This window comes from Kordiimonas lacus, assembly GCF_001550055.1.
Lineage (GTDB): Bacteria > Pseudomonadota > Alphaproteobacteria > Sphingomonadales > Kordiimonadaceae > Kordiimonas > Kordiimonas lacus.
In genome coordinates this window covers 18,853-34,676 of the sequence record NZ_LRUA01000002.1, presented here as the reverse complement: position 1 = coordinate 34,676, position 15,824 = coordinate 18,853, and the positions used below count along the sequence as shown (strand labels likewise).

At 57.5% G+C, this 15,824-nt stretch carries 14 protein-coding genes; 9 read left to right on the top strand and 5 right to left on the bottom strand.

Annotated features, from left to right (window positions below; all coding sequences use genetic code 11):
• Entirely contained in the window at window positions 1-1,140 is a 1,140-nt protein-coding gene (locus KORLAC_RS01225; protein ID WP_160328568.1) for an ABC transporter permease, read from the bottom strand.
• Between the two features lie 157 nt (window positions 1,141-1,297).
• On the opposite strand from KORLAC_RS01225, the gene KORLAC_RS01220 reads away from it, so the two are divergent.
• The 4 genes from KORLAC_RS01220 (at window position 1,298) to KORLAC_RS01205 (ending at window position 5,316) form a co-directional block, all read left to right on the top strand.
• Window positions 1,298-2,698 (top strand): MmgE/PrpD family protein, encoded by a 1,401-nt coding sequence (locus KORLAC_RS01220; RefSeq protein ID WP_068301617.1) that lies wholly within the window; start codon window positions 1,298-1,300, stop codon window positions 2,696-2,698.
• 42 nt (window positions 2,699-2,740) lie between these two features.
• Window positions 2,741-3,553: an NTP transferase domain-containing protein gene (locus KORLAC_RS01215; RefSeq protein WP_068301616.1), complete on the top strand. Its 813-nt coding sequence runs from the start codon at window positions 2,741-2,743 to the stop codon at window positions 3,551-3,553.
• 143 nt (window positions 3,554-3,696) lie between these two features.
• Window positions 3,697-4,662: a prolyl aminopeptidase gene (gene pip, locus KORLAC_RS01210; protein ID WP_068301613.1), complete on the top strand. Its 966-nt coding sequence runs from the start codon at window positions 3,697-3,699 to the stop codon at window positions 4,660-4,662.
• A 204-nt stretch (window positions 4,663-4,866) separates the two neighbouring features.
• Window positions 4,867-5,316: a copper chaperone PCu(A)C gene (locus KORLAC_RS01205; RefSeq protein ID WP_068301610.1), complete on the top strand. Its 450-nt coding sequence runs from the start codon at window positions 4,867-4,869 to the stop codon at window positions 5,314-5,316.
• 4 nt (window positions 5,317-5,320) lie between these two features.
• Here the strand turns inward: KORLAC_RS01205 and KORLAC_RS01200 are convergent, their stop codons facing one another.
• The 3 genes from KORLAC_RS01200 to KORLAC_RS01190 form a co-directional block, all read right to left on the bottom strand.
• On the bottom strand, window positions 5,321-7,099 hold the full coding sequence (locus tag KORLAC_RS01200) for an ATP-dependent nuclease (protein ID WP_068301607.1): 1,779 nt from the start codon (window positions 7,097-7,099) through the stop codon (window positions 5,321-5,323).
• 60 nt (window positions 7,100-7,159) lie between these two features.
• Window positions 7,160-8,182, bottom strand: a complete 1,023-nt coding sequence (hemH, locus tag KORLAC_RS01195; protein WP_068301604.1) for a ferrochelatase — start codon at window positions 8,180-8,182, stop codon at window positions 7,160-7,162.
• Between the two features lie 92 nt (window positions 8,183-8,274).
• Window positions 8,275-9,357, bottom strand: coding sequence for a succinylglutamate desuccinylase/aspartoacylase family protein (locus tag KORLAC_RS01190; RefSeq protein WP_082714430.1), 1,083 nt, complete (start codon window positions 9,355-9,357; stop codon window positions 8,275-8,277).
• 149 nt (window positions 9,358-9,506) lie between these two features.
• On the opposite strand from KORLAC_RS01190, the gene KORLAC_RS01185 reads away from it, so the two are divergent.
• The 5 genes from KORLAC_RS01185 to KORLAC_RS01165 all read left to right on the top strand — a co-directional run bounded on the left by KORLAC_RS01185 (window position 9,507) and on the right by KORLAC_RS01165 (window position 14,343).
• Entirely contained in the window at window positions 9,507-10,136 is a 630-nt protein-coding gene (locus tag KORLAC_RS01185) for a cation efflux transmembrane domain-containing protein (RefSeq protein WP_068301601.1), read from the top strand.
• A 9-nt stretch (window positions 10,137-10,145) separates the two neighbouring features.
• Window positions 10,146-11,450, top strand: coding sequence for an MFS transporter (locus tag KORLAC_RS01180; RefSeq protein ID WP_068301598.1), 1,305 nt, complete (start codon window positions 10,146-10,148; stop codon window positions 11,448-11,450).
• 112 nt (window positions 11,451-11,562) lie between these two features.
• Window positions 11,563-12,288, top strand: a complete 726-nt coding sequence (locus KORLAC_RS01175; RefSeq protein ID WP_068301594.1) for a lysoplasmalogenase — start codon at window positions 11,563-11,565, stop codon at window positions 12,286-12,288.
• Window positions 12,289-12,339: 51 nt separating this feature from the next.
• Window positions 12,340-13,248 carry an acetylglutamate kinase gene (gene argB / locus KORLAC_RS01170; RefSeq protein WP_082714429.1) on the top strand — a complete coding sequence of 303 codons (909 nt, stop codon included), beginning with the start codon at window positions 12,340-12,342 and terminating at the stop codon, window positions 13,246-13,248.
• A gap of 279 nt (window positions 13,249-13,527) precedes the next feature.
• Complete coding sequence (locus KORLAC_RS01165; RefSeq protein WP_068301591.1) at window positions 13,528-14,343, top strand: ICP22 family protein; 816 nt, start codon at window positions 13,528-13,530, stop codon at window positions 14,341-14,343.
• A gap of 78 nt (window positions 14,344-14,421) precedes the next feature.
• On the opposite strand, the gene KORLAC_RS01160 is transcribed toward KORLAC_RS01165, so the two are convergent.
• Complete coding sequence (locus KORLAC_RS01160) at window positions 14,422-15,819, bottom strand: class II fumarate hydratase (RefSeq protein WP_068301588.1); 1,398 nt, start codon at window positions 15,817-15,819, stop codon at window positions 14,422-14,424.
• Window positions 15,820-15,824 lie beyond the last annotated feature (5 nt).

The window sequence follows — 15,824 nt, the reverse complement described above, 5'->3', positions numbered from 1 at the left end:
CTATAGCCCCACACTGGTAAAGAAGATGGCGAACAGCGCATCCAGCACAATCACCAGGAAAATGGACTGCACGACGCTCCTTGTCGTGCGCATGCCGAGCGCATCGGCGCTGCCGTGCACCCGAAGGCCGTGGTAGCAGCCGGTGGTGGCAATGACGGCGGCAAAGAAAGGCGCCTTGATGATGCCGACCCAATAATGGTCGATCGAGATTACCTCGCGGAAGTAGGTCAGGAAATTGGCCGGGGTGATATCAAGTTGGATCCAGGCCATCAGGGCCCCGCCCGCGATACCGACAATATCGGCATAGAAAGCCAGTAGCGGCAGACACACCACAAGTGCCACAAGGCGCGGCAGCACTAGCACGTCGATAGGATTCATTCCCAGCGTTTTCATGGCGTCCACTTCTTCATGCAGCACCATCGACCCGATCTGGGCGGTGAAAGCGCTGCCGGACCGGCCTGCGATGATGATGGCGGTCAAAAGAATACCCAGTTCCCTGAGGTGGCCGATCCCCAACATGTCGATGACGAAGATATCAGCGCCGAACCGCGCCAGCTGGATCGCGCCCTGGTTCACCATCACGGCACCGATCAGGAAAGAGATCAGCCCCACAATCCCCATGGACTGAAGCCCCACCACTTCCATCTGATGGATCACTGGCACGAGGCGAACACGACCCATGTCAAACAGGGAGCCGAACAGGCGCATCAGCACCAGTCCAAGGAAACCAAGAAGCCGGGCCGAAGACCGAAGGGCCCTCATGGTGGCCTCGCCCGCCTGCAGAAGCGGCAACAGGTACCACGGCGCATGGTCTGGCTCCGTGGCCGCGGGTGGCGGACAGCAGGTGATGACATCAAGCAGGGTCTTGTGGGCCGCCAGCACGCCAGTGAGCACAGCAGCGCCCGCTTCCTCGATGGCCGCACAGTAGCGCCGGATCAAAACGGCGCCCGTGGTATCCAGGCTGCCAATGGCGGAACAATCAACCACCGCGCCCGCTTTGCAGGCGGCAACGACGCCGGGCATGGCGCTGTCGATATCCACGGCATTGTCGATGGTCCAGTCACCGTGCAGGCGCACCATGGCGCTCGGGCTACCGTTTTCCACCGTTACAAAGCCGTTATCTGTCAGCGCTCCCGCCACTTTTTTGCCACTTCCCTCTTGATAAATCCTATTAAAGCGGCACATAGAAGCCGCCTGAAAAACAAACACGGACTTTATCTGCCGGTTTTATTTAACTATAAATAAATCTTGCTGAATTCAGACCAACACACAAGCCATATAAAACACCAAGGGACATATGAAGGTCAATTCGGATAACCCGCTGCACGCATTTGCAGCATGGACGGCTGGCGTGGACGCCTCCTGGTCGGGCCTCGCGCTTGACCGGGCCCGCGATGCCTTCATTGACACCGTTGCTGTGATGATCCCTGGCGCCGTCGAGGACGTCACAGGCAAGGTCTTCTCGCTGGCGGCCAAATGGGGCCGGGGTGACTGCCGCGGTGTAGGCTTCACGGAAGGCCTGTCGGCGCCGATGGCGGCGCTGGTGAATGGCACGGCTGCCCATGCCCTGGATTTTGACGACAATTTCGACCCCGCGAAAGCCCACGCCAGCGCCGTTCTGGTGCCTGCGCTGCTGGCCATCGCGGATGAGCGCGACCTGAAGGGCCATGCGCTTCTTGACGCCTATATCGTTGGCCTGCAGATGATTGGCCGTGTGGGCCAGGGCGTAAATCCCTTCCACCGCAGCCGCGGCTGGCACGCCACCGCAACCGTGGGTGCCGTGGGCACGGCGGCTGGGTGCGCACGCCTGATGGGGCTGACCGAGGAACAAACAGCCCACGCCATTTCCCTGTCCACCAGCCTTGCGGGCGGCTTCATGAGCCAGTTTGGCACCATGACCAAACCGCTGCACGCTGGCCTCGCCGCCGCAGGCGCCGTTCAGGCCGCCCAGTTTGCCGAAGCCGGCATCACGGCAGGGGCAAACACGCTGCATGCACCGAATGGCATGGGCACGCTGATGGTGGGGCAGGACGTGGAAGAACTGCGGGCGATCATGGCCGACAAGGACGAATACGGCCAGAAGGTCCAGTTCGCCACCACAGACATCGGTACGCCGCTGCACATTGAGGAATATGGCCTGAAGCTGAAGCGTTTCCCCAATTGCGGCAGCGTGCACCGGTCGCTCGATGGCCTGCTGGCGCTAAAGGAAAAGCATGGTTTTGAGGCCCCAGATGTGGCGGAAATATTCGTCCGCGCGCCAGCCGCGCACCTCCGCAACCTGATGTATGAGCGGCCAACAAATTCGATGGAAGCCAAATTCAGCCTTGAATATGGCCTCGCTGTTGGCTTATTGACTGGCAACGCGACACTTGCGGACTATGAAGAGTCTGCGATTGATCGCCCGGAAGTTACCGCTCTTCTACCGCTTGTTCGCAAGGAATATGTGGAAAAGCTGGAAAGCGATTTCCCGACCGAAGTTCATGTCACGCTGAAATCCGGCACCACCATGAGCATCAGCGTGGAAATGCCTGTGGGCTCAAGTGCTGCGCCCCTGACGCTGGACCAGCTTTGGGACAAATTCGACGGCTGTGTGGGTACCCTTCTGGATACCGAACGATATAGGACTGCAAGAGAGACATTGATGGCGCTTCAAAGTGACGCACCCGCGCGAAAACTCATGTCTTCCTTATCGGACTAGCCTGATTTACACTATGCCCTGTTGGGTAGGAGGGACATCCCTATGACTGAGACAAAGAAAGCCACCGCCCTCGTGCTGGCAGCAAGTCGCCGCGGACCAGCCGACGCCGTTGCCCAAATCCAGGGTGTCAGCCACAAATGCCTGGTAACGCTGGACGATGTTGTGATGCTCGAGCGCGTGGTCAACGAAATCAAGAACGCCCGCGGCATCGACCGGGTGTTTGTTTCCATCGAAAGCGAAGAACTGCTTCGGTCTGTGCCGACGCTGGCGGCCATGTTGGACAAGGGTGAAATACACTTTGTGCCAAGCGCGGACAACTTGTATCTGTCTGTCGCAGAAGCGACCGCCAAGATCGAAGACCCGTATCCGATGGTGATCACCACCGGTGACAATGCGCTTCATACCACGGAAATGGTCGAGCATTTCTGCGCGGACATTGCTGAAAGCAAGCCCGACGCAGCCATTGCCATGACCCCGGCATCCGTGATTCTGGAAGCATACCCCGAGGGCAAGCGCGCGTTCCACAACCTGAAGGATGGCGGCTGGTCAAGCTGCAACCTCTATGCGCTTTCGAACGACAAGGCGCTCAAGGCGGCCAAGATATTTGAAGGCGGCGGCCAGTTCGGCAAGAAGCCGCAGCGCATCATGAAGGCCTTCGGCCTGATGTTCATGCTGCTGTACCGCTATAAATTGGCGACCATTGACCAGCTTGCACGGATGATGTCGCGGCGCTGGAAATTGGACGTACGCGTGGTTCGCATGCCGTTTGCGGACGCGCCGATCGATGTGGACAACCCGGGTGATTTCGCATTGACCGAACGTATCCTGAAGTCACGGCGCCAGGCAGCGGAATAACCGCCCAAGTATGACAGTGAGAAGGCGCCACATGGCGCCTTTTTCATTGCCCGCCAGACGCGCAATTGTGTTTCTTGTTTTATTAACCTCTGCCGCTTATCCTGAATAAAACCTCAGACGGCAAAAAACTACGGGACAGCACGGTGCGCGCAGACAGTACAACGACCCTCCGCTCTCTTTATCCATCCATCGAGCCTTATGTGAGCGAACGCCTGAAGGTACCGGGCGGGCATGAGATATATGTGGAGCAATCGGGCAACCCGGTGGGCATTCCCATTGTGTTTGTGCACGGCGGCCCCGGTGGCGGCACCAGCCCGATCCAGCGCCGGTTCTTCAACCCGGCGAAATACCGCATCATCCTGTTTGACCAGCGCGGCTGCGGCAAAAGCCGCCCGCACGCATCGCTTGACCATAACACCAGCCAGGACCTCGTGGCTGACATGGAAGCCATCCGCCAGCATCTGAACATCGACAGCTGGTTCCTGTTCGGGGGCTCGTGGGGCAGCACACTGTCGCTCCTCTACGGTGAAGCCTATCCGGAACACACACGCGGCCTGATCCTGCGCGGCATTTTCCTGTCGCGCCAGCGCGAGCTGGACTGGTTCTACAAGGGCGGCACCAGCAGCATTTTCCCTGAATCCTGGGCCCGTTTCATCAGCCCGATCCCTGAGGAAGAGCGCGATGACCTGATCAGTGCCTACTATAAGCGCCTGGTGGACCCGGCCTGGGAAGAAGACCGCCTGACCTACGCAAAGGAATGGAGCCTGTGGGAAGGCAGCACCGTGACCCTGGTGCCGGACGAAGAACAACGCGCCCATTCGGTGGACCCTGTGTTCGCGCTCGCCTTCGCGCGCATCGAGGCCCATTATTTCAAGCACCGCAGCTTCCTTGAAACCGACAACCAGATTCTGGACGACGCCCATAAGCTCAGGGGCGTGCCCGTCACCATTGTGCAGGGCCGCTATGACGCCATCTGCCCGCCGACCAGCGCGTGGGAACTGGCACAGGCTATGCCATGGGCCAACCTGAGGATCGTACCGGTGGCTGGCCATTCGGCGTTCGAACCCGCAATCCAGCATGAGCTGATCTGCGCCACGGATGCAGCCTAGGCGCGACCTGACTACCAAATATTGGTACAGGGCAGTATGGACCCTGAAACAAGTTCAGGGTGACGACCCTGGAGGCTTCGCCACCGTAAACACTATCTGTCATGCTGAACTTGTTTCAGCATCCATAGCGGTCCCTGCGACCTGATGTCCCTTGCGCGCGCCCCGCAGTTCAGGGTATCTGCTTGTTCCAAGGAGACCTGACCGATGAAAAAACTGCTGCTCACCCTTCTTGTTACCCTTGGCCTTGCCCTTCCCGCGCTTGCACACGGCGAGCATGAAGGCGAAGGCATTGAGGTTGAAAAAGTATGGGCGCGCAAAACCAGCCGCACGGTCTCTGCCGCCGTCTATCTAACCATCACAAACAACACCCACGATGTGATTGAGCTGACGGGCGCCAGCACGGATATTGCGAACACCACCATGATCCACCGGTCCTATGAGGAAGACGGCATCATGAAGATGGACCATGTGATGAGCGTGCCCTTAAAGCCCGGTGAGACGTTTGAATTCGCACCAGGCGGCTATCATGTGATGCTGATGGGCCTCACCGGGCCGCTGAAGAAAGGCGAAGTCTTCCCGCTGACGCTTGAGTTCGAAGGCGAATATGAGCGCGAGGTGATTGTAGAGATCACCGGCATGATGGGGATGGAGTGAAGGGCTAAGCTTTTAGTTTTCTGAAATTTTCAAGATTCCCTAGCAATTCTATCAACTCTTGTGGGATTTCTTCTTTCTTTGTAGCGGCAACAATCTGCTTATTAGTTAGTGAAATCTTGTATTGGTCCTGCAGTTGATTATTCAAAGTAGACAAAAATTCCTTACCTGGGACCATGTTGAGTCTGACAGATTGATCAGACCAAAGTGCCTCAAAATCCTCAAGCAATTTCTGTGTGATAGTTGCGTCATCAAGACTGGGGTTTTCTTTACGCAGAAATTCTGTACGTCTTGCAATAAATTGTGCTTGAACCTTGCTTTTTAGGCCATCCCAAATCTGGGACAAAAAACCAATAACATCGAGGGAGAATGACACCGGCTTACCAGTTCTGCGGGCTCTTTCTTTCAACCTAGTCTTTATTGCCCGTTCAATTGCTTGTGGAACAAGCAGATAATTCTCTATTTCTTTACAGCCATGGATGTAGGAAAAATCAGAAAACTTATCGAGTTCAATCTTGATATATGACACCTCCTCCGGGGATCGATAATCTCGGTCAAATACTACACCCTTCAAAATTTCAGTGCCCAATGTTAGCTCCATGCCCTTTGCAAAGTCATGAACTCGCGATGGGTTGAAGCCTCCCACAGGCACCACAGCAAAATCCGCACGATTTGCAAGTAGATCAAAGCCCAGTTTTCTGGCAAAAGCGGAGAGAATTTGAAAATCCTTTCCTTCAATAAAAAGAGAACGCCGTGTCTTTGCCAGTTGCGTAAGAGTAGGATTAAGATTCGACCCCAGAACGCCAAATACGGATTGGAGTTGGTTAGGATTCTTAATTCGACTAGCGACATGACCACTCTTGTTAATGACGAGAATATCACTTGAGTTCACTTCTGAAATGATTTCTGTCGAATGCGTCGCGATCAGAATGTCTGGCTGAGCTTGCTGCAAAATCTCCAAGAGCTGCCTTTGCAGATCAGAATGTAAATAGATATCTGGCTCATCAATGATCAGCAGAGCATCTTCTCTAGACCTAACGATATAGGTCAGCATTTGGCACCATACCTGAAATCCAAAACCCGCCCAGAAGATTTCTCTAGGATACCGCCCTTCGGGACAAAACATGTGAAGGACCGGCTTGTCATATGAAGTATCTACTTCGGGTTTCTCAATATCCATGCCTGGCCATGTTGCCCTGACCATTTCGCGAAACTCGTCAAATTCATCCGGATAATGATACCAGATATTCCTGAAATTTCTGGATGCCCGATGGGTTAACAGAGCAAGTCTTGCAGCTTCCTTTTGGTACAAGACTTCATTGTGTTCCACTGGCCCCAAAATTGGCACAAATCCCACAGAAACCTTAAAGCTCTTTCTAAACTCTGCTGGCGAGCGAATAACACGTCCAAAAGCATCGCAAATCATATAGCAAACATCATTTGCAGGAAAAATGAGCCTAAGAGCCATCCCGGATGATAGCTCGAACTCAATTACTGCAGGCTCGCTATCGTCATAATCGGTAAATATGTTCTCTGTCGCTACCGGAAGATTTTCCAGCGGGACCTCGTAGCCCAACCCTTTGTAGACTTCACTATTAATGGGAATCGCCCTACGGGCTTTAGCTTTACGAATACCTTCAGCTAAAATACGAAACGCACCAATTATGGTCGACTTACCAGCGTTATTGGGACCCACAAGAACGTTGAACTCGTTCAAGTGCAGACGGAAATTCTTTAACGCCTTATAATTCCTAAAAGTAACCTTCGAAAAGTGTTCCGTGGCCAATCTGTTTGCTCCTGCCCCCAATAGCAAACACTATCACCAGAAAACAACTTTAACAAACTTTCAACTCAACCAGCCCTTGAGCTCGTTCCTGGCCACGCTTTCGAGCACCCACATGCCCTGCTCTGTGTCATTGAGGCACGGGATATAGTGGAAGTGGGTACCGCCATGCTCAAGGAAGGTTTCCCTGAGCTCCATATTGATTTCTTCCAAAGTCTCAAGGCAGTCCTGTGAAAAGGCAGGCGCGAGCACGGCGAGTTTTTTGACGCCGTCCTTGGCCATCTGTTCGACCGTCTTGTCCGTGTAGGGCTGCACCCATTCGGTGGGGCCCACGCGCGACTGGAAGCTGGTCACCAGCTTGCCTTCCGGCAAATCAAGCGCGTCGCCCAGAAGCCGGCTGGTCTTGAAACAGTGGCAGGGGTAAGGGTCGCCCTTGTCCCAGTAGGACCGTGGGATCGAATGGTAAGAGGCCAGGATTTTTTCCGGCTCCCAATCCAGGCCGGCGAGGCTGTCTTTCACGCTCGCCGCAAGTGCTGACGGATACTCAAGCGTGTCGCAGTAAGCTGGCACCGTGCGCACGGAAGGCATCCAGCGCATGTCGCGCATCACGTCAAAGGCTTTCTCATACGCTGTCGCGGTGGTGGTGGCGCTATATTGCGGGTAGAGCGCGAACAGGAGGATACGGTCACAGCCCTTGTCGCGGAGGGCCGTGAGGCCGTCCTTGGTGGAGGGTGTGCCGTAACGGAACGCCCATTCAACCTCTGCCTCATCCCCGAACGCGGCCTGCAGTTTCTCTGCCTGGCTGCGGGCGTAGGTCCGGAGCGGGCTCTCATTCCGCTCATTATCCCAGATTTTGGCGTAGGCCTTGGCTGACTTGCCGGACCGGAACGTCAGGATCGGGCCATGGAGGATGGGCAGCCAGATCAGACGCGGCGTTTCAATCACGCGTGGGTCAGACAGAAATTCCGCCAGATATTTCCTGACGGCGCCGTAGGTTGGCGCGTCGGGCGTACCAAGCGAGAGCATCAGGATGCCCAGCTTGCCATGGGCCACGGTTGGGTGATCTGTCGGTTTCCTGCTCGTCATAAATCCTACTGCCGCTTCATCAAATCGGTTGCGCCATCTCTACGATACTTGGGCGCCTTTGGCTCATGAAAAAATCAGATATCTGTGATGGCCTATTGCAGAATACGCAGCAGCATGCTGCCCGCCTCCCGGACCGGGTCTGTGGAAATGGCCAGTACCCAGCCGTTATGCGGCGCCTTGTAGGTGCGGATGACATGCCCGAAGGCGTCATACAGTGTCGCCACCTTCTGACCCTTTGTGACTACGTCTTTGAGCCCCACATGCAGCACGGCAATGCCACCCCTGTCGGCATAGATATTGGTGTAATTGGAGCCCACGATGGCTTTCACAGGCGGCGCCTCTGCGTCGCCCGCCAGCAGCCCCTCATGCCGCATCAGGTTCATAATACCCCACACCGCGCGGTCGATCAGCTCGGGCTGGAACTGTTTGGGTGCACCCACTTCCAGCGTCACGGCGGGGATGCCCTCCTTCATCAGGCTGGTTTCCAGCGTACCCTGCTGGCCAGCGTCGTTCTTGATCATGTCGGGGCCCAGCATGTGCGCCGCCGCCCGCGCCTTCGCATTACCGAAATCGGCAAACACAAACAGCGGATAGGCCGCACCCCTCGTCTGGGTGTGGATGTCCACCGCGAAATCGGCATTGGGCCGTAACAGGCCACCCCAAAGCGCGCCGATATAGCGGCCGGATGTGCTGCCGCCCACCTCATCCGTGCCCGGAAAATTACGGTTCAGGTCCACCAGCGCCCCGCCGCCTGACGACACGGGGAAGCGCCTGTTGTTGGCGTTGATGCCCGGCTGATTGAGCCCCGGCACAGCCACGACAGTGCCGGACAGGGTCTCTGCGTTCAGGCCCTCCAGCAGCCGGTGCAACACCGCGATGCCGTTCAATTCGTCCCCGTGCACGGCGGCGGTCAGCAAGAGCGTCTTGCCCGGCTGCGCGCCGCGCACCACCACCACAGGCACATGGATCGGCTCACCGGTATTGCGCCACCCGGCGCGGAAATAGAAATCATGCCGGCCTTGCGGCAAACGTGCCGCATCCAGCCCCGTGATCACCGGCACACCCGCCACCCGGTCGCCTGTTTCCTCAACAGGCGCCGTCATGCAGGCGTGCGCTGCCTGCGCCGCCCCAAGGGCGATCATCAAGCTGGCAATCAATCTCAGAAATGGGGTCATAGGGTTGCTGCTCCGTCTGCCTGCATTTGCGCCCTATCATCGCAACAGACAGGCCCCAAATGCAAATATGTAATGGAATATCATCCAGAATTTTGCCTTGCACACCAACATATTATCGGGCCAAATAAGGTGAAACCAGAGGGGCCGTTATGGGTGCAAGTTGTTGTCATGAAGTGAAGTTCGAAGGGATGGACCCGCGCTACAAACGCGCGCTCATTCTGGTCATCATCATCAACGCCGCCATGTTCCTCATCGAGATGCCCATGGGCTTCGTGGGTCAAAGCCAGGCCCTGAAGGCTGATGCGCTTGATTTCCTGGGCGACACCTTCACCTACGCGCTGTCGCTTTATGTGATCGGCAAGGCGGGTACACTGCGCGCCAAGGCCGCCCTGTTCAAGGGCCTCAGCCTGTCGGCCATGGGCCTGTGGGTGCTTGGCTCCACCATCTATACGGTCTTCTACCTGCAACAGCCCGCCGCCGGCATCATGGGTAGCGTGGGGGCAGCAGCCCTTGCCGCCAATCTGGCCAGCGTGTTCCTGCTGATGCGCTTCAAGGACGGTGACGCCAACGTGCGGTCCGTATGGCTGTGCAGCCGCAACGACGCCATCGGCAATGTGATGGTGATGGTGGCCGCGTCCGGCGTGTGGGTATCCGGCACCGGCTGGCCTGACCTGATCGTGGCCGGCATCATGGCGTCCATCTTCCTGTCGGGCTCGTTCCAGATTATCCGCCAGGCCAGCCATGAGCTGGCGCACCACCGCACCGCAGCCGCAGAATAGGCCGACCCCGTGGCACGCACCCAGTGGCAGCTGTTCGGCACAAGGCGTTTCCTGCCCCTGTTCATCACTCAGTTTCTGGGCGCCCTGAACGATAACCTGTTCCGGCAGGCGCTGGTGATCCTGATCACCGTCAAGCTGGCGGCGGACATGGGCATCCAACCCTCGATCCTGACCAACCTGGCGATCGGCCTTTTCATCCTGCCCTATTTCCTGTTTTCTGCGTTGGCTGGCCAGCTCGCCGACAAGTATGAGAAAACCAACCAGATTGTCTGGATCAAGATCTGGGAAGTCGGCCTGATGGTGGCCGGCGCCTTCGCGGTCTATTTCCAGAATTTCTACATGATGGTTGCCGTGCTGTCCGGCCTGGGGCTCCAGAGCACCTTTTTCGGCCCGATCAAATATGGTGTCCTGCCCGACCTGGTGAAAACGGAGGAGCTGCTGGGCGCCAACGCCCTGATTGAAGCCGGCACCTTTGTCGCCATTCTTCTGGGCATTCTGGTGGGTGGCCTTGTAATCAACCAGGACGGGGAGAACTTTGTCATCTCCGGCCTCATGATCGCCTTCGCCGTCATTGGCACGCTGACCGGGCGCATGGTTCCCAAAACCGGCCAGGCCGCCCCTGACCTTGCGATCAGGACCAATATTTTCGCTTCAACCGGCACGCTTCTGAAAAGCGCCTGGCAAAATGATATCGCCCGGCCTGCCATCATCGGCATCAGCTGGATCTGGCTTTATGGCTCCATCTATATCGCGCAAATCCCCGAGATTGTCTTTGCCCGCATGGGCGGCGACAAGACGGTGATTACGCTGGTGATCGCCTGTTTTTCCGTCGGCATCGGCGTTGGTGCACTGCTGTGCAGCCGGATACTCAAGGGCGAGATTTCCGCCCGGCTCGCGCCAAAAGCACTGATGGGGCTTGGCGCTGTCAGCCTGTTGTTCGTGCTGGCCCTGCCTGATGCGCCGGAAGTTGCCTATACCGCCGAGACGGTTGTGGGTATCGGCGCCTTCGTCAAGACCGTCGGAAACTGGCCCATGCTGGTGGCCCTGATTGGCGTGGCCATGATGGCTGGCATGGTGATCGTGCCGCTTTATACCATCCTGCAGGAATATACCCCGCGCGAGGCCCGGTCCCGCGCTATTGCCGCCAACAATGTGTTCAACAGCGCCTTCATGGCTGGCGGCACGCTGATAGCCGCCGCGCTGATAGCCGCAGGACTGACGGTGATCCAGATCCTGATCCTCTATGCCGTGGCAAACCTTCTGTTGTTGCATCAGGCGACTCGCCTGAAAGCGCGCGTTGAGGCGGCAAATTGAAAACTGCCCCTTGCACGGCTATGGCCTCCGGCAATCAAAATTGATACATTTGAATCAAAGACTTGTGGCAACCCCCGGAGCCTGCATATAGTGGCGCGAGGAGGACAAACACGTGACACGCATCTTTAGCCGCCGCAAACGCCCGGTCCTTGAGGCGCTGGGACAGACCTTCATTGTTTTGTCACTCCTTGGGGCTGTCCTTTATGGCGGTGGCTGGTACCCGGACGGTATCCTCTGGGTGGTGCTCACAAAGGCCAGTGCCGTGACATTCCTCGCACTGTTTGTCGCCGTCAATATCCGCACCTTCGGACACGCGCTGCTGTTTTTTGCGCTTCTGGCGTCTGTGGCCGGCGATGTACTGCTGGCGATCCCGACCGAACCGGCGGGTCAGGCTTTCCTGCGGGGCCTGATGGGTTTCATGGCTGCCCATGTCTTCTTCATTGTGCTCTATATGACCAACCGCCAACCCATGGGTGACGTGCGCACGCTGCCAGTGCGGCTGTCATCTCTTCTGTGGCTGTTCGCCTTTATCTCCGGCTATATGCTCTATGACAGCCTGGGCGACATGCGCATGTATGTATATGCCTACACGGCAGTCCTGACTGCCATGGCAACCTCAGCGCTCCTCAGCAAGTTCCCCTTCCGCCTGACCGGCATCGGGGCGGTGCTGTTTGTGGCATCCGACGCCGCGCTCGGCGCCCGCCAGTTCATGTCCGTGCCCGAATATGTCGGCTATTTCGTCTGGGCGTCCTATTATGCTGCACAGCTGATGATGACCCTGGGTGTCATGTTGACCGACGACCGACCAACAAACTTTGGCGGTTATCGATTTGACTAGGGCCAGCCTTGGCCTTAAACCCAACACTCACCCCCTTGGACGGATAAGGCCATGATTACAGTGGACCGTGATATGAAAAAACTGCAGAAGAAGGCGGCGACGCTCGTGGAAGCGCTTCCCTATATGCGCAAATACGCTGGCGAGACGTTTGTTATCAAATACGGCGGTCACGCCATGGGCGATGATACGCTCGCCCGCCAGTTCGCCCAGGACATCACGCTCCTCAAGCAAGTCGGCATCAACCCTGTTGTGGTGCATGGCGGCGGCCCGCAAATTGGTGAGATGCTCAAGAAGCTGTCGATTCAGACCGAATTTATCGACGGCCTGCGCGTTACCTGCAAAGCCACGGTTGATATTGCCGAAATGGTGCTGTGTGGGTCGATCAGCAAATCCATCGTTGCAGACATCAATGCTGCGGGCGGCCGGGCGGTCAGCCTGTCCGGCAAGGACGGAAAGCTGGTCACCGCCACCAAGATGGAAAAGACCCAGCCAGACCCTGACAGCAATATCGAGAAGGTCATCGACCTTGGCTTCGTGGGTGAGCCCACCCATGTGGACCCGACGATCCTGAAACAGACCATCGCCAATGGCATCATCCCCGTGATTTCGCCGATCGCGGCGGGGGACGACGGCAATACCTATAATATCAATGCCGACACAATGGCCGGCGCAATCGCTGGCGCCCTGGGTGCCCGGCGCTTTTTCCTGTTGACCGACGTGCCGGGCGTGCTCAGCAAGGATAAGGAAATGCTGACAGAGCTGGACCCGGATGACATCGCGCGCCTCAGGGCGGACGGCACCATCACAGGCGGTATGATCCCTAAGGTCGAAACCTGTATCAAGGCCGTAGAAGCTGGTGTAAAGGGCGCCGTCATTCTGGACGGCCGCGTGACCCACGCCATGCTGCTGGAGATCTTCACCGAGCGCGGTGCAGGTACGCTGATCCGGCCTTCAAACTGATCCGCTCACTGATTGAGCCAGCATCCGGGGAGGCGCTTCCGCCTCCCTTTTTAATGCCACAACCCCTGCTGGCACCTCACCCCACCCCCTACACTGGCCAGGAACCATATTCCACAGCTGGCCTCCATGACAAAACGATGAATATCGCGATTCCTTAACAGGAAAACCCTTTTCTGAATTTTCCGTTCATATTGGGTTCAGCCCCAAAAACCAAAAATACAACCGCTGGCCGCAACCCTGGCCAGTTTTTTGGACATGAAGATCAATTTAAGGAGAGGTATGTTGATCGAAATGACAGGGGCGTGGAATTTTGGGGTATCAAGTGGCATTGCCGCGCCCGAAACCACGGTAAAGCTCGACCTGTTCTCGGACGGGGCGCGCGATTACTACAGGGGGCTGTTTGGGCTGTCCGCCGATGACGGCAACCCGAGCCTGCCAATGGAGCCGGACGGCGGCATTGGCGATGGGGCTGGCCCCATCCCGACAGGTGACCCATTGCCGGTTGAGCCTGATGGCGGCATCGGCGACGGCGCCGGACCACCACCTGAAGGTGACACCGAGGACACTGACGGCACAGAGGGCCCTGATGGTGATGGCACCATCATGCCGGTTGAGCCGGACGGTGGCATCGGTGACGGTGCCGGACCGCCACCGGAAGCGGAAGGCGACGCCGAAAGCACGGACGGTGAAGTTACCATCCTGCCGGTCGAGCCCGACGGCGGCATCGGTGACGGTGCTGGACCACCGCCAGAACTGGAGCCCGGTGAGGGCGTTACCATCGATGGCGGCGGCGAAGGCACAAAGGCTGACGATGTTTTCATCGCCAGTGACAAAGCCGACACCTTCGTGTTCCTTGAAGGACATGGGGACGATACCATCATCGGTTTCGACCTTGCAGAAGACCGGCTTGATTTCACTGACACTGAAATCGACTTTACCGACCTTGAAAGCTTGCTCGCACACGCAACCGACCAAATGGACACCGTAGACGCATCGTTCGTCATCGGTGTGTACATCGAAACCGGTGAAGGCACGGGCGTCTTTCTGGACGGTATCTCGTCAGCTGATCTGTCGGCAGCCCAGATCGACTTCTGAGCTACCCCTTAAGCTCCGATACGGTACTATGGCAAACAGGAAAAGCACGGTACGCCGTGCTTTTCGCTTAGCTGCCAGCTAGCTATCAGCCGGATGGGTCATTTGGGACGGATCAGTCCAGCGGTCGAAATCTTCTTCCGTCACATATCCGAGCTTGAGCGCGGCTTCCTTCAACAGCAGTTTTTCGTCATTTGCCAGACGAGCGATCTCCGCCGTCTTGTCATACCCGATATGCGGCACAAGTGAGGTGGCCAGCATGAGGGAACTTTTCAACAATGTGTCGATGCGGTCGGGGTCGGGCTTCAAGCCGTCCAGGCACCGCGCAGTGAAACTGTCAGTGGCGTCGGCAAGCAACCGAATAGACTGCAGCACGTTAAAGATAATCACGGGCTTGTAGGCATTCAGTTCCAGCTGCCCCTGGCTGCCGGCGATGGTGACAGTCGTGTGGTTACCCATGATCTGCGCGCACACCATGGTCAGCGCTTCCACCTGGGTGGGGTTTACCTTGCCTGCCATAATCGATGATCCGGGCTCATTCTTCGGCAGGATCAGTTCTGCCAGCCCGCCCCGTGGGCCAGAGCCCATCAGCCGTATATCACCCGCGATTTTCATCAGCGCAGCCGCCGCGCCGTTCAGAACGCCTGACAGCGCCACCAGTTCATCATGGGCGCTGATGCCCACAAACTTGTTGGCGGCAGGGCTGAACGGTAGCCCGGTCAGGGACGACAGGTGATCACAGAAGCCAGATGCGAAATCAGGATGGCAATTCAGGCCCGTGCCCACCGCCGTGCCGCCCTGCGGCAACTGGCTCAGACGCGGCAATTGCTGTTTGAGGGCGCCCGTGGCGGCATCCACCTGCGCCTGATAGGCCGAGAAGGCCTGACCAAGGGTGATCGGCGTCGCATCCTGGAAGTGGGTGCGCCCCAGCTTGATCACACCCCCGAATTTTTCCCGGAACCGGGCGATCGATTTTATCATGCCGTCAAGCGCAGGCAGCAACTTGCCCTCAAGCTCCTGCACCGCAGAGACCAGCATCACCGTGGGGATGGTGTCGTTCGATGACTGGCCCATATTTACATGATCGTTGGGATGCACGGGCTCTTTGCTGCCGCGCGTGCCACCCAGCATTTCGCTGGCCCGATTGGCGATCACCTCATTGGCGTTCATGTTGCTTTGGGTGCCACTGCCGGTCTGCCACACCGGCAAGGGAAATTCCGCATCATGCTTGCCCTCGGCCACCTCCCCTGCTGCGACCGCGATGGCGTCGGCCAGTTTGGCGTCCAGCAGGCCAAGGTCCTTGTTCGCCAGGGCAGCCGCCTTTTTCTGCAAGCCAAGGGCCCGCACGAAAGGCACTGGCATCATGTCGGTCCCGATCGGGAAATTCATCAGGCAGCGCTGGGTTTGCGCACCCCACAGGCGGTCCGTCGGCACCTCAATTGTGCCAAGACTGTCGCTTTCCTGTCGGGTGTCTGTCATTGCCT